Consider the following 19256-nt stretch of genomic DNA (forward strand, 5'->3'; position numbering starts at 1 on the left):
CTCTCTTTTTCGAGAGTGCCGCGATGGAGGTGTTACCGAGGCGACCGCCATGTCGCAACTGCTTTGACCCGGAGGCGTCCACCGGCGGGCGAAAGCGGCCTAAAAGCGGCGAGATATCGCCGACCTTGTCGCCTTTCCGCCCAGTGTGGCCGTGGTGCAACGGCCTGCCGCGCCATGATTTTCAATCGCCGCGCCGTGCCGTTTCTTCGGCCAGCGGCCAATAGAAGTCAGGCGGAATGCCCGCCTCGGCACGTTTTTCCTCGTTGAAGGGCGGCTTGAGATTCGCGTGGAAGTGGCGGCGCACAAGGTCGCGAAACACCGGGGCGGGATCGAGGTCGTGCCGCCCGCAAAGGAAGTGGAACCACTTCGAGCCGTAGGAGACGTGGTGCACCTCCTCGGCATATATGATGTCCAGCGCCGCGACGGTGTCCTCGTCCTTGGCCTTGCGAAAGATCTCGATCATCCCCGGCGTCACGTCGAGCCCGCGCGCCTCGAGCACCATCGGCACCACGGCGAGCCGCGCCAGAAGATCCTCCGCCGTATCCTCGGCGGCGCGCCACATGCCTTCATGCGCGGGCAGGGCGCCATAGTGGCTGCCCAGCGCCTCGAGCCTGTCGCACAACAGGTTGAAGTGCTTGGATTCCTCATCCGCCGCCTTCACCCAGTCGTCAAAATACCCCACCGGCAGCGGCACGGCAGCAAAGCGCGCCACCGCGTCCCAATGTAGATCGACGGCGTTCAACTCGATATGCGCCACCGCGTGAATGAGGGCGATCCGCCCGTGCTCTGACCCCGGACGCCGCTTGGGCATCTCGCGCGGTGCGAGAAGTTCGGGGCGCGCGGGCCGGGCGGGGCGGTCGGGCGGGGCGCTCGTGCCGATCTCGAGCGGCGTGCCGGCGGCGCGGCTGTCGCGCCATGCTTTTGCCGCGGCGTGGCTGCGGGCAGTCTTGAGGCGTCCATCGGCTGTGGTCAGCACCTCGACCGCCAGCTCGGTAAGAGTGCGGCTCACAGCGCGCGCACCGCGTCGAGAACCTCCTCGGCGTGGCCCGCGACCTTCACCCGTGGCCAGACCCGCGCCACATGGCCCTGCGCGTCGATCAGAAAGGTGGTCCGCTCGATCCCCATGAAGGTCTTGCCGTACATCTTCTTTTCGACCCAGACGCCGTAACGCTCGCACACGTCGCTTTCGGCATCCGACAACAGCGCCACCTTCAGCGCGTATTTGTCGCGAAATTTCTCGTGCTTGCCCACCGTGTCCTTGGAGACGCCGAGCACCCGCGCGCCGAGAAGCTCGAACTCGCCCCCGAGGTCGCTGAAGCCCTGCGCCTGCTTGGTGCAACCCGAGGTGTCGTCGCGCGGATAGAAATAGACCACCACCGGCGCGCCCAGATGCGCCGAAAGCCGGACCTCTTCGCCGCCGTCGCGGGGCAGGGAAAACTCAGGCGCGGTCTGGCCCGGTTCGGGCCGGGTGGCCGACATCGTGTCGCTCATGGCGCATCCTCGCTTGCGTGATCGGGCGGCAGTGGCCCTCGGGGGCTCAGGCATCTACGCTGCGGGCGATGAAATCAAGGGGCCATGGCCTGTCTTGCCGCAGCATCGGATCAGCTCACGACCCGCGCCGCCGCGCCGCCCGCGTGGGCGGCGTGTGGCTGCGGTGTTGCGACGAGGGCTGGCGCTCGCGCTGACGCTGGTCACGCTGCCGGTCGCCTTCGCTCTGGCGCTGCCCCTGCTGCTGGTGGGCCAGACCGTCACCGCGCCCAGCTGGATCACCGAAAGGGTCGAGGCGCAGGCCGACAGCCTGCTTGCGGGGGGATCGGTAGACTTCGGGACCATCGCGCTGACGCTGGGCACGGATCTGCACCCGCGTGTGGCGCTGCGCGACACGGTGCTGCGCGACGCGGGCGGCGCGGTGCTGGCCCGCGTGCCGGAGATCGACGCGCTGGTCAGCCCGCGCGGCCTCGTGTTCCAGCGTACGGTTCTGGCGCAGGAGGTGCTGCTGCGGGGGGCCGAGATCGCGCTGGCGCGGGATGTGGCGGGGCGCGTGGCGGTGCGCTTCGAGCCTTCGGGGCCGTCACAGGACACCGTGGCCTTGCCCGCCTCCGCCGCACCGGCCGGGGGCCTTGCGGGGTTGCTCGCGCGCGTCGATCACCTGCTCGACCGCCCCGCCCTCGACGGGTTGGAGCGGATCGAGGCCGAGGATCTGAGGATCGATTATTCGGACGCGCGCGCCCGGCGGCGCTGGCGCGCGGAGAACGGCCGGCTGAACCTCGATCTGCGGGATGGCACGCGGCTGTCGGCGCGGTTGCAGATGCGCTCGGGCGCGGAGCAGGTGACCGGGCTCTGGGTCGGCTATGACCGGCCCGAGGCCACGCCCGAAGCCGAGGTCACCCTAAGGGTCGAAAAGATGGCGAGCCGCGATCTCGCCAGCCAACACCCGGCGCTGAGCTTTCTGTTGGTGCTCGACGCGCCGCTCTCGGCCAGCCTGCGGGGCCGGATCGAAGCGGACGGCGCGCCCACCGAGCTTGGCGCCGCGCTGCGGATCGGGGCGGGGGCGCTGTCACCGGGCCGGGGCGTGGAGGCGCTGCGATTCGATGGGGCCGAGCTGGCGCTGCGTTTCGACCCCAGCCGCGATCGCATCGACTTCGAGCGCATCTCGGCACGTGGCGATCTGGGCCGGATCGAGGGGTCAGGCACCGCTTGGCTGCGCGAGGTCGAGGCGGGTTGGCCCGGCGCGCTTGTGGCGCAGCTGCGAATCGATGAGGCGGCGCTGGCGGCGGGCGCAGGCCTGCCCGGCCCAGTCAGCCTGCGCGACGCCTATGCCGATCTGCGGCTGCACACCGCGCCCTTTGCCCTCGATATCGGCGGCCTTGGCGCCACCGATGCCGCGAGCGGCGCGCGGATCGAGGCGCGGGGGCGGATCGGCCATGCCTCCGACGGCTGGGACGCCGAGATCGACGCCCGCGCCGCCCGGCTGTCGCGCGACAGCCTGCTCGCCTATTGGCCTACCGCCTTCAAACCGCGCACTCGCGAGTGGATTGAAGGGCATGTGCTGGACGGAGACCTGCGCGATCTTTCGGCAGTGCTGCGCCGTGCCCCGGGACAAAACCCGCAGGTCGCCCTGACCCACGGGTTCGAGGCGGCCACGGTGCGCCCGCTCGATGGGCTGCCACCGATCACAGGCGCGGCGGGCTACATAAGCCTTGGCGATGGCCAGTTTTCCGTGACGATGACGAGCGGCGGCGCGCAGGCTCCGCAGGGCGGGCGGGTCGATCTTTCGGGGACCAGCTTCACCATTCCCCAGCTCGGGCCGAAGAACCCGCAGGCCAGCATCGCTATCGAGGCCGACGGCCCGGTCACGGCGATGCTGTCGCTGATCGATCAGCCGCCGTTTCGTTTCCTGCAAAAGGCCAACAAGCCGGTCGACCTGATCGATGGGCAAGGCAGCGTCCATGCTCATGTGGCGCTGCCGCTCGGCGCGCCGGTCACGCCCGCTCAAGTGGACTGGTCCGTGGCCGGGACGCTGCGTGACGCCACCAGCACCGCCATCGTGCCGGGGCGCCGGGTCGCGGCGCGCGAGCTTGGCGTCGCGGTCGACGCGCGGGCGCTGGAGGTCTCGGGCCCGGTGAGCATCGATGGCCTGCCCGCCGATGTGCGCTTTCGCCAGCCCTTGGGACCCGGCGCGGCCCCCGCCGCACTCGACGGCACGGTCGAGATTTCGCAGCGGTTCCTCGACACCTTTGGCATCGCGCTGCCCGATGGCTCGCTCGACGGGCAGGGGCAGGGCACCGTCGCAATGAGCCTGCCGAAAGGCGCGCCGCCCCGCGTGAGCCTCGGCACCGATCTGTCGGGGCTGAGCCTGTCGATCCCGGCGCTGGGCTGGAGCCTTGCGCGGGGCACCACGGGTCGGCTCGAGATCGAGGGACAGCTCGGTCAAACGCCGCGCATCGACCGGATCGCGCTGGATGCGGGGGGGCTGTCGGCGCGTGGCACCTTGGCCTTGCGTCCGGGCGGCGGGTTGGAGCGCGCCCGCTTTTCACGGCTGCGCCTCTCGGATTGGCTCGACGTCGAAGCCGACCTCGTGGGCCGTGGGCCGGGCGAAACCTTGGGGGTCGAGATCAACGGCGGCACGCTCGATCTGCGCCGCGCGGGCTTTGGCAAGGGCGGCGGCGGCGAGGGCGGGCCGATCAGCCTTGCGCTCGATCGGCTGCGCGTGACCGACGCGGTGTCGCTCACCGGCCTCAGGGGCGCGTTTTCCTCGCGCGGCGGCTTCTCTGGCCGGTTCGACGCGGCTGTCAACGGCGGCGCGCCGGTGTCGGGGCTGGTGGTGCCGGACCGGGATGGCACGGCGGTGCGGATCACCGGGCCGGACGCGGGGGCGGTGCTGCGCTCGGCCGGGCTCTACGGCACCGCCACGGGTGGCGCGCTGGACCTGACGCTGCTGCCCGAAGCGCGGCCCGGTCACTACACCGGCACCCTTGACATCGCGGGGCTCCGGGTGCGCGACGCTCCGGCGATGGCGCAGCTTCTCGATGCGATCTCGGTGGTGGGGCTGCTACAGCAGCTCGACGGCAAGGGGCTGGCCTTCGACCGGGTGCTGGCGGACTTCCGGCTTGGCCCCGACACGCTCGAGATCACGCAATCGAGCGCCACCGGGCCGGGCCTTGGCATTTCTCTCGACGGGCGCTACAGCCTCGCCTCCAGACGCATGGCCTTTGCGGGCGTCGTCTCGCCCTTCTACCTCGTCAATTCGCTGGGCTCGTTCCTGACCCGTCCCGGCGAGGGGTTGATCGGCTTCAACTATACGCTTGGCGGCACGCCCGAAGACCCCGATGTCTCGGTCAACCCGCTCTCCGCGCTCACCCCCGGCCTGTTCCGCGAGATCTTCCGCAGGCCGCCACCGACCTGACCTGAGGCCCACCGATGAAGCTCTCGGATTTCGATTTCGACCTGCCCGACGAGCTGATCGCGACCCGCCCCGCGCGCCCGCGCTCCTCGGCGCGGCTGCTCTTGGCGCAGGGCGACGCGATCGCCGATAGGGTGGTGACGGATCTGGTCGAGATCCTGTGCCCCGGCGACCGGTTGGTGCTCAACGACACCAAGGTGATCCCCGCGCGTCTCACCGGCATTCGCACCCGGCCGGGCGCTGCGGGCGAGGGCACGGCCAAGATCGAGGTGACGCTGCTCGGGCCGCGCCCCGACGGTTGCTGGAGCGCGTTGGTCAAACCGCTGCGCAAGCTGCGCGAGGGCGAGGTGATCGAGTTCTCCGATCGTCTTTCGGCCGAACTGGTGGCGCGCGAGGAGGGTCAGGGCGTGCTGCGCTTCGATCTGGAAGGCGACGCCTTCGACCGGGCGCTGCAACAGGTCGGCGCGATGCCGCTACCGCCCTATATCGCCGCCAAGCGCGCCGCCGACGAGAGCGACCGCGCCGATTACCAGACCGTCTGGGCCGCGCGCCCCGGCGCCGTCGCCGCCCCCACCGCGTCGCTGCATTTCGACGAGCCGCTGATGGCGGCGCTGGCCGCGCGCGGCGTCGATGTCACCCATGTGACGCTGCACGTCGGGGCGGGCACCTTTCTGCCGGTCAAGGTCGACGATATCCGCGACCACAAGATGCACGCCGAATGGGGCGAAGTGAGCGAGAAAGCCGCCGCCGAGATTGCCGCCACCCGCGCGGCGGGCGGGCGGGTGATCCCCGTCGGCACCACCGCGCTGCGCCTGATCGAGAGCGCGGCCCGGGGAGCCGGGATCGCGCCGTGGTCGGGCGAGACCGACATCTTCATCACGCCGGGATTCGCTTTCCGCGTGGCCGATGGGCTGATGACCAACTTCCACCTGCCCAAATCGACCCTGATGATGCTGGTCTCGGCTTTGATGGGGGTCGAGGAGATCCGCCGGATCTATGACCACGCCATTGCGAATCGCTACCGTTTCTTTTCCTACGGGGATGCGTCGCTGCTGCTGCCGCGTCGCCACGACTGAGCACGCTTCGCTTCCGTCACACGATCCGTCGCGTTGATATCAGACCAGCGCCGCCAGCTCGGGTAGCCGGGCCGTAGGCCGGCAGAAAGGGACATGTCATGATTCAGGTTCTCGGGAGTTCCTGGGCGCTCTTCCTCGGCATGTTCATGCTGATGATCGGCAATGGTCTGCAGGGCACGCTTCTGGGTCTGCGCGGCGAGGTCGAGGGGTTCTCGACGCTCGAGATGTCGGTAATCATGTCGGCCTATTTCGCGGGCTTCCTCTTTGCCTCGCGCTACGCGCCCCGGATGATCCGCCGCGTCGGCCATGTTCGGGTTTTCGCGGCGCTGGGCTCGACCATCTCGGCGGTGCTGATCCTCTATCCGACGCTGGCCGAGCCTTGGGCCTGGACGCTGGGCCGGGTCGCCATCGGTTTTTGTTTCTGCGGGGTCTACATCACCGCCGAAAGCTGGCTCAACGACGCCGCCTCGAACGAGAACCGCGGCAAGGCGCTGTCGCTTTACATGATCGTGCAGATGGCCGGCATCGTCATGGCGCAGTATCTGGTGACGCTGGGCGACGTGTCGGGTTTCATCTTGTTCATCATCCCTTCGGTGCTGGTGTCGATGGCCTTCGCGCCGATCCTGCTGTCGGTGAGCCCGGCACCGGTGTTCAACACCACCAAGCCGCTGCCGATCCGTCGCCTGATCGAGGCCTCGCCTCTGGCCTGCATGGGGATGTTCCTGCTCGGCGGCGTCTTTGCCGCGCAGTTCGGCATGTCGGCGGTCTATGGCGCGCGCGCGGGGCTCTCGGTGGCGCAGATCTCGCTTCTGGTGTCGGTGACCTATGTGGGTGCGCTGGTGCTGCAGTTCCCGATCGGCTGGCTGTCGGACCGGATCGACCGGCGCTGGCTGATCCTCGGTCTTTCGGGCGTGGGCGGCGCGGCGGCGCTCATGGCGTTCCTGCTGCCGGGTCATATCGGTCTCATTCTCGCCTCGTCGGCGCTGGTGGGCGGCACCTCGAACCCGCTCTATGCGCTGCTCATCGCCTATGCCAACGACTACCTCGACCGCGAAGACATGGCCGCGGCCTCGGGCGGGCTCTTGTTCATCAACGGTGTCGGCGCCATCGCCGGCCCGATCGTGGTGGGCTGGATGCTCGACAACGTCGGGGCGCATGGTTTCTGGGCCTTCATCGCGGTGCTGATGCTCGGGCTTGCGAGCTACGCGGGCTGGCGGATGCTGCGGCGTCCGGATCGCGGCGTCGAGGTCGGCGACACGGTCAGCTACGCGCCGATTTCGGCAGCGGGTACGGCGGTGGCCGCCGAGGTGGCGCAGGAGGTCTATATCGAACATGAGATCGAACAGCTCGAAGAGGCGCGCGACGACGCCGCCTGACGGCAACCTGGGCTGATCGAGGCGGTTACGCACCGAAAACTACCTTCGTGCTTGACCCGTGACGGGGTTGGGGCAGGTTTGGGGGGACCACCGAAAAGGAGGACCACCATGACCGCCACCCCCGTCACCGCCCAGGCCGAGGCGCCGACCGAGGCCGAGAGGGTGCTGACCTTCTGGCTCGAAGAGGTCGAGCCGAAGCAGTGGTACATCGCTGACGACGATCTCGATGCCACGATCCGCGACCGCTTCGGCGCGCTGTGGGACAAGGCGGCCGAAGGCGCGTTGGGCCACTGGCTGACCGAACCGAACGGCGCGCTGGCCTATCTCATCGTCACCGACCAGTTCGCGCGCAACCTGTGGCGCGGCGACGCCCGCTCCTTCCAGCTCGACGAAAGCGCCCGCTCGGTCGCCAAGCTGGCGATCGACAACGCCTGGGACCGCGAGATAGTGCCGCCGGGGCGGCAGTTCTTCTATCTGCCCCTGATGCATTCCGAAAATCTCGTCGATCAGGATCGCGCAGTGCGCTTGTTCTGCGAACGTATGCCCGACGCCGAGAGCAACCTGCTGCACGCCCGCGCGCATCGCCAGATCATCCGCGACTTTGGCCGATTCCCGTTCCGCAACGCGGCGCTGGGTCGCGAGACGAGCGAGGCCGAAGCCGCGTGGATGGAGCAGGGGGGCTATGGCTCGGTGCTGGAACGGCTCAAATCGGAGACGAAATGACCTAGAGGCATTCCGTGCAACCCGGACATGCACCGGGGTGTCTGGCAGCCCGGTGAAAAGTGGTTTAGCGTCAAACCAATTTTGCGGGACCGCCGAGGAGGAACACCGATGGCCGCCAAGAACTTCGACGTGATCGTGATTGGCGCGGGTCCGGGCGGCTATGTCGCCGCGATCCGCGCCGCCCAGCTGGGCAAGAAGGTCGTGATCGTCGAGCGCGAGAATCTGGGCGGCATCTGCCTCAACTGGGGCTGTATCCCCACCAAGGCGATGCTGCGTTCATCTGAGGTGTTTCACCTCATGCACCGCGCCAAGGAGTTCGGGCTCAAGGCCGAGAGCATCGGCTACGATCTCGACGCGGTGGTCAAACGCTCGCGCGGGGTGGCCAAGCAGCTCTCCTCGGGCATCGGTCACCTGATGAAGAAGAACAAGATCGAGGTGGTGATGGGCGAAGCCACCATCCCCGCCAAGGGCAAGGTCACCGTCAAGACCGAGAAGGGCACCGAGGAGCTCACCGCCAAGTCCATCGTGCTGGCCACCGGCGCGCGCGCGCGCAACCTGCCGGGGCTCGAGGCCGATGGCGATCTGGTCTGGTCCTACCGCCACGCGCTGGTGCCGCCGCGGATGCCCAAGAAGCTGCTGGTGATCGGCTCGGGTGCAATCGGGATCGAATTCGCCAGCTTCTACAACACGCTGGGCGCAGAGACGACCGTGGTCGAGGTGATGGACCGGATCCTGCCGGTCGAAGACGCCGAGATCTCGGCCTTCGCCAAGAAGCAGTTCGTCAAGCAAGGCATGACGATCATGGAGAAGGCGATCGTCAAGAAGCTCGATCGCGGGCAGGGCAAGGTAACGGCTCACATCGAGACCAAGGGCAAGGTCGAGACCCATGAGTTCGACACGGTGATCTCCGCTGTCGGCATCGTCGGCAACACCGAAGGTCTCGGTCTCGAAGAGCTGGGCGTCAAGATCGACCGCACCCATGTCATCACGGATGAGTACTGCCGCACCGGCGTCGAGGGGCTCTATGCCATCGGCGACATCGCGGGCGCGCCGTGGCTGGCGCACAAGGCGTCCCACGAGGGCGTCATGGTGGCCGAGCTGATCGCAGGCGAAAAGCCGCACCCGGTGAAGCCCGAAAGCATCGCGGGCTGCACCTACTGCCAGCCGCAGGTGGCCAGCGTGGGCTATTCCGAGGCCAAGGCCAAGGAGATGGGCTACGAGATCCGGGTCGGACGCTTCCCCTTCATCGGCAACGGCAAGGCGATCGCGCTGGGCGAAGCCGAGGGCATGGTCAAGACGGTGTTCGACGCCAAGACCGGCGAACTTCTGGGCGCGCACATGATCGGCGCCGAGGTGACCGAGCTCATTCAGGGCTATGTCGTGGGCCGCACGCTCGAGACCACCGAAAAGGAGCTGATGGAGACGGTGTTCCCGCATCCGACCCTGTCGGAGATGATGCACGAAAGCGTGCTCGACGCTTACGGCCGCGCCATCCATTTCTGATCCACGCTGCATTGCAGGATCACGAATGCCTCCGACCCGACCGGTCGGGGGCGTTTTATGTTAAGGTGAAACCCTCCGGGAGTGTTTTTCCGGGATAGGGGGTTTTATGCGTTTACCGTTATTTTGTGTCGCCGCGAGCATGGTGGCCTTCGTCGCACCCGCTCACTCGATGGAAGCCGACCGCGAGTCGACCTTCGAAATTCAGGTCCTGTTGCAACATCTGGGCTATGAGCCGGGCAGGATCGACGGTATTTCCGGGCCGCGACTGGCCCGCGCCATCCGCGCCTTCGAGATGGATCAGGGCCTGCCGATCACCGGCCGGGCCGACATGGCTCTGATCGATCTGTTGCACGATCTCGTCGCACTGGACCCGTCGCGCGCGCTGCTCGAGGCCCGCGCGCCGCAGCCCCAGGGTTTCTGGCAGCGGCACAGCTGGCCCGCGCGGATGGGGGGCTACTGACCACACCGCCGCGCTCTGGACGCGCTTCGCAGACCATGCCGCGACCTGCCTTTACGGAAGCAGGTTGCGGCATTTCGCGCAGTCCCGCCATGTGTTACCCTTTCGTTCTCATTTCGCGGTTGGAGATCGGGCCCCGAGGCCCTATCTTCCGGGCTGGATACTGGTGGGGACCTGAATGCCGGAACTGAAGCAGATCGAGGTGCGCGGCGCGCGCGAGCACAATCTCAAGAACGTCGACGTGGATATTCCGCGCGACCAGCTGGTGGTGATCACCGGCCTGTCGGGCTCGGGCAAGTCTTCCCTCGCTTTCGACACGATCTATGCCGAAGGCCAGCGCCGCTATGTCGAGAGCTTGTCCGCCTATGCGCGGCAGTTCCTCGACATGATGGAAAAGCCCGACGTCGATCACATCTCGGGCCTCTCGCCCGCAATCTCGATCGAGCAGAAGACCACTTCCAAGAACCCGCGCTCGACCGTCGGCACCGTGACCGAGATCTACGATTACATGCGGCTTTTGTTCGCCCGCGTCGGCACGCCCTATTCCCCCGCCACGGGCCAGCCGATCGAGGCGCAGCAGGTGCAAGACATGGTCGACCGCGTGATGGCCATGGAGGAGGGCACGCGCGGCTATCTCCTCGCGCCCATCGTGCGCGACCGCAAGGGCGAGTACCGCAAGGAGTTCGTCGAACTGCGCAAGCAGGGTTTCCAGCGGGTCAAGGTCAACGGCGAGTTTCACGAGTTGGAGAACCCGCCGACCCTCGACAAGAAATTCCGCCATGACATCGACGTGGTCGTCGACCGGGTCGTGGTGCGCGAGGGTCTCGAGACGCGCCTTGCCGACAGCTTTCGCACGGCGCTCGATCTCGCCGACGGCATCGCAATCCTCGAGACCGCACCCACCGAGGGGGAAGGCGAGCGGATCACCTTCTCCGAGAAGTTCGCCTGTCCGGTTTCGGGCTTTACCATCCCCGAAATCGAACCCCGGCTGTTTTCGTTCAACGCGCCTTTCGGGGCCTGCCCGTCCTGCGACGGCCTCGGCGTCGAGCTGTTCTTCGACGAGAGGCTCGTAGTGCCCGATGTGACGCTCAAGGTCGCCGACGGGGCCATAGCGCCGTGGCGCAAGGGCAAGACGCCCTATTTCCTGCAGACCATCGAGGCGATCTCCAAGCACTATGGCGTCTCGAAGACCGCGCGCTGGAAGGATCTGCCCGAAAAGGTGCAGCAAGTGTTCCTGCGCGGCTCGGGCAAGGAAGAGATCGACTTTCGCTATGATGACGGCGGTCGCGTCTACAAGGTGTCGCGCCCCTTCGAAGGCGTGATCCCCAACCTCGAGCGTCGCTACCGCGAGACCGACAGCTCCTGGGTCCGCGAGGAAATGGAGCAGTACCAGAACAACCGCGCCTGCGGCACCTGCGAGGGCTACCGCCTGCGCGCCGAGGCGCTGGCGATCAAGATCGGCCCCGTCAAGGGCGCGCCCGAAGAGCGCCTGCACGTGGGTCAGGTCGTGAAGATGTCGATCCGCGAGGCGCATGAGTGGTGCGAAACCGTGCCTGCCGCGCTGTCCAAGCAGAACAATGAGATCGCTCGCGCCATCCTCAAGGAAATCCGCGAGCGGCTGGGCTTTCTCAACAACGTCGGCCTCGATTACCTGACGCTATCTCGCAACGCCGGCACGCTTTCGGGCGGCGAGAGCCAGCGGATCCGGCTGGCAAGCCAGATCGGCTCGGGTCTGACGGGCGTGCTCTACGTGCTCGACGAGCCGTCGATCGGCCTGCACCAGCGCGACAACGACCGGCTGCTGACAACGCTCAAGAACCTGCGCGATCAGGGCAACTCGGTGATCGTGGTCGAGCATGACGAAGAGGCGATCCGCGAGGCGGATTACGTCTTCGACATGGGGCCGGGAGCCGGTGTGCACGGCGGCGCGGTCGTGGCGCAGGGCACGCCGCAGGAGATCATGGCCAACCCGGACTCGGTCACCGGCCAGTACCTTGTCGGCACCCGCGAGATCGCGGTGCCGAGCGAACGTCGCCCCGGAAACGGCAAGACGCTGACGGTGGTGAAGGCCACCGGCAACAACCTTCAAGGCGTCACGGTCGACTACCCTCTGGGCAAGTTCGTGGCCGTCACCGGCGTGTCGGGCGGTGGCAAGTCGACGCTGACCATCGAGACGCTCTACAAGAACGCCGCCATGAAGCTCAACGGCGCTCGGCAGGCGCCCGCGCCCTGCGAGACCATCAAGGGCTTCGAGCATCTCGACAAGGTGATCGACATCGACCAGCGCCCGATCGGCCGCACCCCGCGCTCGAACCCGGCGACCTATACCGGGGCCTTCACCCCGATCCGCGATTGGTTCGCCGGGCTGCCCGAGGCCAAGGCGCGTGGCTACAAGCCGGGTCGCTTCTCGTTCAACGTGAAGGGCGGCCGCTGCGAAGCCTGCCAGGGCGACGGCGTCATCAAGATCGAGATGCACTTCCTGCCGGATGTCTATGTCACCTGCGAAACCTGCAAGGGCGCGCGCTACAACCGCGAAACCCTCGAGGTGAAGTTCAAGGGCAAGAGCATCGCCGACGTGCTCGACATGACGGTCGAGGATGCACAGGAGTTCTTCAAGGCGGTGCCGTCGATCCGCGAGAAGATGGATGCGCTGTGCCGTGTGGGGCTGGGCTATATCAAGGTCGGCCAGCAGGCGACGACGCTGTCGGGCGGTGAGGCGCAGCGGGTTAAGCTGTCCAAGGAGTTGGCGCGCCGTTCCACGGGCCGCACGCTCTATATCCTCGACGAGCCGACGACCGGCCTGCATTTCGAGGACGTGCGCAAGCTGCTCGAGGTGCTGCACGAACTGGTTGAGAGCGGCAACACGGTGGTGGTGATCGAGCACAATCTCGACGTGGTGAAGACCGCGGACTGGATCATCGACATCGGCCCCGAGGGCGGCGATGGCGGCGGCACGGTGGTGGCCACGGGCACGCCCGAGCAGGTGGGCGAGGTCGAGGCGAGCCATACGGGCCGCTATCTCAAACCAATGTTGAAGCCGCGCAAGATCGCGGCCGAGTAAAACGCTTTCCGGCCTATGTAAAAGGGCCGCCCCTCGGGGCGGCCCTTTTGATGTGTCCCGGATGGCGGGATCAATAGCCGGTCGGGCCGCCGAAGATCGTCGCGTCGCCGCCCGCATTCGCTTCGAGCAAGACCGGTTGCGGCTCGCTCGTCGTCTCGAGACGCTCGGCTTCGGTCAGAACCGGTTGATCATCGTCGAACGTCGTTTCGGTCGAGACCTGATCGCCTTCGATGCGGATCATCTTCGGCCCAGTCGTGGTCACGCTAGTATCAGCCACTTCGGTCGGCGCAGTGGAGATGACACGGCGCGCGACGGGGGTGACATCAGGCTCGGCCACGAGGGTCGAGGTTTCGATCCGTGCACCGTTCTGCACCGTGGTTACGGGCGGTGTCACGGCGTCGTCGGTCAGGCCGGCATAGCCGATGGCCTCGGGGCGCAGGCGCGGTCGCACGGTCACCTGCTGGGGGGCGAACCGCGGCGCCGGTTGCGCTGCAACGGCGCTGGCGGCCCCGCCGCTGGCAGCGACGGCGACAGTGCCAAGAGCGACCGGCACGCCCGCCTTCTTTGCGGCCTTGCGCAATTTCTTCTCGATCTTGCGCACCTCCTTGGCGTTCACGGCGACGGCGCCATTGAGAAGCTGCGCCACGGCCGCGTTGCCACGCACCTTGAACTTCGGTTTGGCGTCAACGGCCATGGGGGCGAAGGCGAGGGTCAGCGCGGTGCCGAGGCCAATGATGGTCTTCATGGTGCTGCACTCCTGAAACGGATTTGACCATATAACGAAACCACCGCCCGCGCGTTCCCGGAGCCACGCCTAGCTCGGCGAAACACCGCGTTCCACGCCTTCCATGAACTCGGCAGAGACGCCGCGCAGCATCTTGCGCAAGGCCTCGCGCGGTTCGGCCCCACCCGAAATCGCGGCATCATAGGCGCGGCGCTGGCGCGTGGCCGAAGACCCCTGCTGCGCAATCCGCTTGGTGCCACGCAACTCGTCGAGACAGCCCAGCGCGCGGGCATCGGGCTCCATCATCTCCTCGAGCTCGCCCAAGAGCTCCTCCATCGGGCGCAGCTCGTTGCGACCCAGATCGAGCAGCGTGCCTTCGGTGCCGTAGCGCTGCGCGCGCCAGCGGTTTTCCTCGATCAGGAACCGCTCGTAGGTGCGCCAGCGCTTGTTCTCGGTCTTGAGCCGCCACAGCATCCGCATCACGCATTGCACGAAGGCCGCGACCGACAGCGCCTCTTCCATGCGCGGCATCACGTCGGCGATCCGCGTCTCGAGCGTCGGCCAAGCCTCCGACGGGCGCAGGTCCCACCAGATCTTGCTGGCGTCCTCAATGATCCCGGCGCTGACCAGCGCGTCGACCATCTTGCGGTACTCGGCCCAGCTTTCGATACGCGGCGGCAGGCCCGAGCGCGGGCACTGATCGAAGATGTTGAGCCGCCAGGACGACAGCCGCGTGTCCTCACCGCGCCAGTAGGGCGAGGAGGCCGAAAGCGCCAGAACGAAGGGCAGGAAGTAGCTCGCCTGCGCCATCAGGTCGGCGCGCAGCTCGTGATCCTCGCCAAGACCCACATGCACATGCATGCCGCAGGTCATCAGCCGCCGCGCGATGCCGCCAATGTCCTCGGCAATCTTGTCATAGCGGTCGGCGTGACCGGTGCCCTGACTTTCGGGATCGCCCCACGGGTGGCACGACACGGCGACGAGGGCGAGGCCATGATCCTCGGCCACCTCGGCCAGACCGCCGCGCAGATGCGCGAGATCGGCGCGCGCCTCGTGGATGTCGGCGGCGACGGAGGTGCCGATCTCGATCTGGCAGTCTCGGAATTCCGGGCTGACCTGATCGCCAAGCCGCGTCTTGGCTGCGGCGAGCATCTCGTCGGGCACGGCGGCGAGGTCCATCGTCTTTGCGTCGACGACGAGGTATTCCTCCTCGATTCCGAGGGAAAAGGCGGGGTTTGACATGGGCGCGGCCCTCCGGTGATGTTGCCGGGGCCAACGCCGCGTGGCGCGCTACGGGTCCGAACCGCGTCAGGTGACGCTGATCGAGCCGCGCATTCTGGGGTGGATCGTGCAGAGGTAGGGGTAGGTGCCGGGGCTGGCAAAACTCATCCGCACCGATTGCCCCATGCCAATGCGTCCGCTGTCGAACAGCCCCGTCTCGGAGGTGACGGTGTGCGGTGCGAGATCGCGGTTGGTAAAGACCACTTCATCTCCTGCCGCGATGGTCAGGGCAGCGGGGACGTAGGCAAAGCTCTTGATCTCGACCGCATGGACCTTGCCCATGGCCGGTCGCAAGGGCGGCGCGCCCGGTGGCGTGACGGGGGTGGTGGCGGGGCCGAGCCCGCCCGCCCGCGCCGCCAAAACCATCAGCGGCAGGGCAGCAGCGGCGGCAAGCCCGCGAAGGACGAATTGGCGACGCGTCGGCATGACAGATACTCCGCGCGCTAAATGCGCGATGGGGACAGCGTCTCGCGGACGCCGCCCCCTGTCGAGCCACATCGCCGTGAGGCGGGGGCGTCAGTCCATCGGCTTGAAGTTGAACTCGCCACCGTCCTTGATGCCCGAGGGCCAGCGCGCGGTGACGGTCTTGGTCTTGGTGTAGAACTTGAAGCTGTCGGTGCCATGCTGGTTCAGGTCGCCGAAGGCCGACTTCTTCCAGCCGCCGAAGCTGTGATAGGCCAGCGGCACCGGGATCGGCACGTTGATGCCCACCATGCCGACGTTCACGCGGTTGGCGAAATCGCGCGCGGCATCCCCGTCGCGGGTGAAGATCGCGGTGCCGTTGCCCATCTCGTGATCCATGGCGAGCTTCAGCGCTTCCTCGTAGGAGCCCGCGCGCACGGTCGAGAGCACCGGGCCGAAGATCTCCTTGCGGTAGATATCCATGTCGGGCGTCACGCGGTCGAACAGGTGTGCGCCGACGAAAAAGCCATCCTCGTAGCCCTGCAAGCCGAAGTCGCGCCCGTCGACGACCAGTTCGGCCCCCGCATCGACGCCCGACTGCACCATCTTGAGAATGTTCTCTTTGGCGGCGGCGGTGATGACGGGGCCGAAATCCACGTCGTCGCCCGAGGTGTAGGGCCCGACCTTCAGGCTCTCGATCCGCGGCTTGAGCGCGGAGATCAGCCGGTCGGCGGTCTCGTCGCCCACGGGCACCGCGACCGAGATCGCCATGCAGCGCTCGCCAGCGGCGCCATAGCCCGCGCCGACCAGCGCGTCGGCGGCCTTCTCCATATCCGCGTCCGGCATGATGATCATGTGGTTCTTGGCGCCACCAAAGCACTGCACGCGTTTGCCGTTGGCGCAGCCCTTGCCGTAGATGTACTCGGCGATCGGGGTCGAGCCGACAAAGCCGATCGAAGCGATGCCCTCGTGCTCGAGGATCGCGTCCACCGCATCCTTGTCGCCGTTGACGACCTGCAGGATGCCCTTGGGCAGGCCGGCCTCTTCCATCAGCTCGGCGAGCATCATCGGTACCGAGGGCGCGCGCTCGGAGGGCTTGAGGATGAAGGCGTTGCCGCAGGCGATGGCGGGGGCGAACATCCACATCGGGATCATTGCGGGGAAGTTGAACGGGGTGATGCCCGCCGAAACGCCGAGAGGCTGGCGCATTGAATACATGTCGATGCCGGGGCCTGCGCCGTCGGTGTACTCGCCCTTGAGCAGGTGCGGCGCGCCGATGCAGAACTCGACCACCTCAAGTCCGCGCTGCACGTCGCCCTTGGCATCGGGGAGCGTCTTGCCATGCTCGCGGCTCAGCGCCTCGGCCAGCTTGTCCATGTCGCGGTTCAGAAGGCGCACGAACTCCATCATCACCCGCGCACGGCGCTGCGGGTTGGTCGCGGCCCATGCGGGCTGCGCTTTCTGCGCGGTTTCGACGGCGTGGTCGATCTCCTCGCGCGACGCCAGTGGCGCGCGCGATTGCACTTCGCCGGTGGCGGGGTTGAAGACGTCCGAATAACGGCCCGAGCGTCCTTCGACGTGTGCGCCGCCAATGTAATGGGTCAGGTTCTGCATGTCTGGTCCTCCCGAGAACGGTATTTCTTGAGGAGGTGTATAGCCTTGCGGAAATGCGGGTAAAACCGGCATGATACCAAAACAGTTTTGCATTTTTGCATGATAGGGCGGGCTGGCACGTGGAAAACTGGGACGACATCCGCGTTTTTCTCGCGGTCGCGCGCGCTGAAAGCCTGTCGGCGGCGGCACCGGGGCTGAAGATGGACCCCGCGACCTTGGGGCGACGCGTCGCGCGGTTGGAGGAGCGGCTGGGGGCCGCGCTCTTCGTAAAAAGCCCGCAGGGCTACGCGCTGACCGGGCGGGGCGAACGGCTGCAGGCCCATGCGGCGCGTGCCGAAGCCGCGCTGGCGCTGGCGGGGGAGGCGGGGGCGCCGGAACGGGGGCTGACGGGGCAGATCCGCATCGGCGCGCCGGATGGCTGCGCCAACTTCATCCTGCCGCAGGTCTGCGCCGCGATCCAGGCCGAGAACCCGGATCTGGAGCTGCAGATCCTCGCCCTGCCGCGCGTGGTCAACCTGTCCAAGCGCGAGGCCGACATGGCCGTCACCGTGAGCCCGCCACAGGCTGGGCGGCTGACGGTGCAGAAGATCACCGACTACCGCCTGAGCCTTGCCCAGCGCGCCGATGCGCCGCTTCCGCAAAGCCTCGCAGCGCTCGGTGACAGGCCTCTGGTCGGCTACATCCCTGACATGATCTTCGACCGCGAGCTCGATTACCTGGGCGATCTCGGGGCGCGCGGCGTCCCGCTCGCCTCGAACTCGGTTTCGGTGCAGCTGATGATGCTGCGCCACGCGGGCATCGGCATCGTGCATGACTTCGCGCTGCCCTTCGCGCCGGAACTGCGCCGCGTGCTGACGAATGAGCTGTCGCTGACGCGTGCCTTCTGGCTGGTGCGTCATGCCGCTGACCGGCGCTCGACCCGGCTGACCCGTTTCGCCGCGGCGCTGCTCGCGGGGGTGCGTGCCGAGGTGGCGCGTCTCGAGGCGGAATGCTTGACAGGGGGGAGCGCGGAGCGCGACGGTTGAGACATGGCCCCCGGACATCGGGGGCGTCAGCTGAGGAGGGCGTCCATGCTCGTGCAACAAATCCTGAAATCCAAGGCCAGCGATACCGTCGCCACCGTGACACCCGACACCACGGTGGCCGAGGCCGCGCGGCTGTTGTCGGACAAGCGCATCGGTGCTCTCGTGGTCTCTCAGGACGGCAAGCGCGCGCAGGGCATCATCTCCGAGCGCGACATCGTGCGCGAGATCGGAAAGCGCGGGCCAGAATGTCTCGACGAGAAGGTCAGGGAGATGATGACCGCCGACCCCGTGACCTGCCACCGTGACGAGGTCGCCGATCTCGTGCTCGCGCGGATGACCGAAGGCCGGTTTCGTCACATCCCGGTGGTCGACGGCGAAGATATGGTCGGCCTGATCTCGATCGGTGACGTGGTCAAGGCGCGGCTGTCGGAGCTGTCGATGGAGAAGGATGCGCTCGAAGGGATGATCATGGGCCACTGAGGCCTAGCGGCTGCGCCTGCCTGGGGCGGCCCGAGACGGCGCGCAGCCTTGACCGCGCGGCGCGGGGACTTGCATCTCGCGCCGCCGTGATGTCGTGTGGCGCGCGAACATGCGGCGAGGAGACGTCATGCGCATCGGGCTTTACCCCGGAACCTTCGATCCGGTCACACTCGGCCACACCGATATCATCCGTCGGGCCTGCACGCTGGTCGACCGGCTGGTGATCGGCGTGGCGATCAACCGCGACAAGGCACCTCTGTTCTCGCTCGAAGAGCGCGTGGCGATGATCGAAGCGGAGATCGCCCCGATCGCCCAAGCCTGCGGCAACGAGATCGTGGTGCATCCTTTCGAGAATCTGTTGATCGACGCGGCGCGCGACGTCGGCGCGCAGATGATCATCCGCGGGCTGCGCGCGGTGGCGGATTTCGAATACGAATACCAGATGGTTGGCATGAACCGGATGCTCGACAAATCGGTCGAGACAGTCTTTCTCATGGCCGAGGCGCGCCATCAGGCGATCGCCTCCAAGCTGGTCAAGGAAATTGCTCGGCTGGGTGGCGACGTGTCCTCTTTCGTCCCTTCGGGCGTCGAGGAGGCGCTGAAGATCCGTCTGGAGCTCTGACGCGCGGAC

General features: G+C 67.2%; 16 protein-coding genes. 10 read left to right on the forward strand and 6 right to left on the reverse strand.

The window, feature by feature from the left end:
* Positions 1-181: 181 nt before the first annotated feature.
* Together AADJ02_RS06815 and bcp are read right to left on the reverse strand one after the other, a co-directional pair.
* Positions 182-1009, reverse strand: coding sequence for a ferritin-like domain-containing protein (locus tag AADJ02_RS06815; protein ID WP_341212244.1), 828 nt, complete (start codon positions 1007-1009; stop codon positions 182-184).
* The gene (gene bcp, locus AADJ02_RS06820; RefSeq protein WP_341212245.1) at positions 1006-1491 is read right to left on the reverse strand and encodes a thioredoxin-dependent thiol peroxidase; all 486 of its coding nucleotides are present in this window, start codon (positions 1489-1491) and stop codon (positions 1006-1008) included. The genes AADJ02_RS06815 and bcp overlap by 4 nt, the downstream gene beginning before the upstream one ends.
* 166 nt (positions 1492-1657) lie before the next feature.
* Between bcp and AADJ02_RS06825 the strand changes: the two genes are divergently transcribed.
* From AADJ02_RS06825 to uvrA, 7 genes are all read left to right on the forward strand, one after another.
* On the forward strand, positions 1658-4906 hold the full coding sequence (locus AADJ02_RS06825; RefSeq protein WP_341212246.1) for an AsmA-like C-terminal region-containing protein: 3249 nt from the start codon (positions 1658-1660) through the stop codon (positions 4904-4906).
* A 14-nt stretch (positions 4907-4920) separates the two neighbouring features.
* Positions 4921-5979, forward strand: coding sequence for a tRNA preQ1(34) S-adenosylmethionine ribosyltransferase-isomerase QueA (gene queA, locus AADJ02_RS06830; RefSeq protein WP_341212247.1), 1059 nt, complete (start codon positions 4921-4923; stop codon positions 5977-5979).
* 98 nt (positions 5980-6077) lie between these two features.
* On the forward strand, positions 6078-7355 hold the full coding sequence (locus tag AADJ02_RS06835; RefSeq protein WP_341212248.1) for an MFS transporter: 1278 nt from the start codon (positions 6078-6080) through the stop codon (positions 7353-7355).
* Positions 7356-7463: 108 nt separating this feature from the next.
* Entirely contained in the window at positions 7464-8078 is a 615-nt protein-coding gene (locus AADJ02_RS06840; RefSeq protein ID WP_341212249.1) for a DUF924 family protein, read from the forward strand.
* 108 nt (positions 8079-8186) lie between these two features.
* Positions 8187-9581: a dihydrolipoyl dehydrogenase gene (lpdA, locus tag AADJ02_RS06845; protein ID WP_341212250.1), complete on the forward strand. Its 1395-nt coding sequence runs from the start codon at positions 8187-8189 to the stop codon at positions 9579-9581.
* A 139-nt stretch (positions 9582-9720) separates the two neighbouring features.
* Positions 9721-10041, forward strand: a complete 321-nt coding sequence (locus tag AADJ02_RS06850) for a peptidoglycan-binding domain-containing protein (RefSeq protein ID WP_341212251.1) — start codon at positions 9721-9723, stop codon at positions 10039-10041.
* A gap of 175 nt (positions 10042-10216) precedes the next feature.
* A complete protein-coding gene (gene uvrA, locus AADJ02_RS06855; protein WP_341212252.1) occupies positions 10217-13099 on the forward strand; it encodes an excinuclease ABC subunit UvrA in 2883 nt (960 codons plus the stop codon).
* Positions 13100-13169: 70 nt separating this feature from the next.
* Here the strand turns inward: uvrA and AADJ02_RS06860 are convergent, their stop codons facing one another.
* From AADJ02_RS06860 to AADJ02_RS06875, 4 genes are all read right to left on the reverse strand, one after another.
* Positions 13170-13844, reverse strand: a complete 675-nt coding sequence (locus tag AADJ02_RS06860; protein WP_341212253.1) for a hypothetical protein — start codon at positions 13842-13844, stop codon at positions 13170-13172.
* Positions 13845-13913: 69 nt separating this feature from the next.
* The gene (locus tag AADJ02_RS06865) at positions 13914-15065 is read right to left on the reverse strand and encodes a carboxylate-amine ligase (protein ID WP_341212254.1); all 1152 of its coding nucleotides are present in this window, start codon (positions 15063-15065) and stop codon (positions 13914-13916) included.
* Between the two features lie 66 nt (positions 15066-15131).
* Entirely contained in the window at positions 15132-15530 is a 399-nt protein-coding gene (locus AADJ02_RS06870; protein WP_341212255.1) for a cupredoxin family copper-binding protein, read from the reverse strand.
* Positions 15531-15620: 90 nt separating this feature from the next.
* Positions 15621-17120, reverse strand: coding sequence for a CoA-acylating methylmalonate-semialdehyde dehydrogenase (locus AADJ02_RS06875; protein WP_341212256.1), 1500 nt, complete (start codon positions 17118-17120; stop codon positions 15621-15623).
* A gap of 119 nt (positions 17121-17239) precedes the next feature.
* Between AADJ02_RS06875 and AADJ02_RS06880 the strand changes: the two genes are divergently transcribed.
* The 3 genes from AADJ02_RS06880 to coaD all read left to right on the forward strand — a co-directional run bounded on the left by AADJ02_RS06880 (position 17240) and on the right by coaD (position 19247).
* Positions 17240-18145, forward strand: a complete 906-nt coding sequence (locus AADJ02_RS06880; protein ID WP_341212257.1) for a LysR family transcriptional regulator — start codon at positions 17240-17242, stop codon at positions 18143-18145.
* A 45-nt stretch (positions 18146-18190) separates the two neighbouring features.
* Positions 18191-18625 carry a CBS domain-containing protein gene (locus tag AADJ02_RS06885; RefSeq protein ID WP_341212258.1) on the forward strand — a complete coding sequence of 145 codons (435 nt, stop codon included), beginning with the start codon at positions 18191-18193 and terminating at the stop codon, positions 18623-18625.
* A gap of 127 nt (positions 18626-18752) precedes the next feature.
* Positions 18753-19247 (forward strand): pantetheine-phosphate adenylyltransferase, encoded by a 495-nt coding sequence (gene coaD, locus AADJ02_RS06890; protein WP_341212259.1) that lies wholly within the window; start codon positions 18753-18755, stop codon positions 19245-19247.
* The last annotated feature ends 9 nt before the right edge of the window (positions 19248-19256 follow it).

Origin of the sequence: uncultured Limimaricola sp. (genome assembly GCF_964022235.1) — a bacterium.
Classification (GTDB): Bacteria; Pseudomonadota; Alphaproteobacteria; order Rhodobacterales; family Rhodobacteraceae; genus Limimaricola.

Bases quoted from the DNA above. Each gene is read 5' to 3' on its own strand.
- AADJ02_RS06875 (WP_341212256.1), bottom strand. From the start codon at position 17,120: ATGCAGAACCTGACCCATTACATTGGCGGCGCACACGTCGAAGGACGC.
- AADJ02_RS06885 (WP_341212258.1), top strand. From the start codon at position 18,191: ATGCTCGTGCAACAAATCCTGAAATCCAAGGCCAGCGATACCGTCGCC.
- AADJ02_RS06870 (WP_341212255.1), bottom strand. From the start codon at position 15,530: ATGCCGACGCGTCGCCAATTCGTCCTTCGCGGGCTTGCCGCCGCTGCT.
- AADJ02_RS06835 (WP_341212248.1), top strand. From the start codon at position 6,078: ATGATTCAGGTTCTCGGGAGTTCCTGGGCGCTCTTCCTCGGCATGTTC.
- queA (WP_341212247.1), top strand. From the start codon at position 4,921: ATGAAGCTCTCGGATTTCGATTTCGACCTGCCCGACGAGCTGATCGCG.
- AADJ02_RS06860 (WP_341212253.1), bottom strand. From the start codon at position 13,844: ATGAAGACCATCATTGGCCTCGGCACCGCGCTGACCCTCGCCTTCGCC.
- AADJ02_RS06850 (WP_341212251.1), top strand. From the start codon at position 9,721: ATGGTGGCCTTCGTCGCACCCGCTCACTCGATGGAAGCCGACCGCGAG.
- uvrA (WP_341212252.1), top strand. From the start codon at position 10,217: ATGCCGGAACTGAAGCAGATCGAGGTGCGCGGCGCGCGCGAGCACAAT.
- AADJ02_RS06840 (WP_341212249.1), top strand. From the start codon at position 7,464: ATGACCGCCACCCCCGTCACCGCCCAGGCCGAGGCGCCGACCGAGGCC.
- lpdA (WP_341212250.1), top strand. From the start codon at position 8,187: ATGGCCGCCAAGAACTTCGACGTGATCGTGATTGGCGCGGGTCCGGGC.
- coaD (WP_341212259.1), top strand. From the start codon at position 18,753: ATGCGCATCGGGCTTTACCCCGGAACCTTCGATCCGGTCACACTCGGC.
- bcp (WP_341212245.1), bottom strand. From the start codon at position 1,491: ATGAGCGACACGATGTCGGCCACCCGGCCCGAACCGGGCCAGACCGCG.
- AADJ02_RS06865 (WP_341212254.1), bottom strand. From the start codon at position 15,065: ATGTCAAACCCCGCCTTTTCCCTCGGAATCGAGGAGGAATACCTCGTC.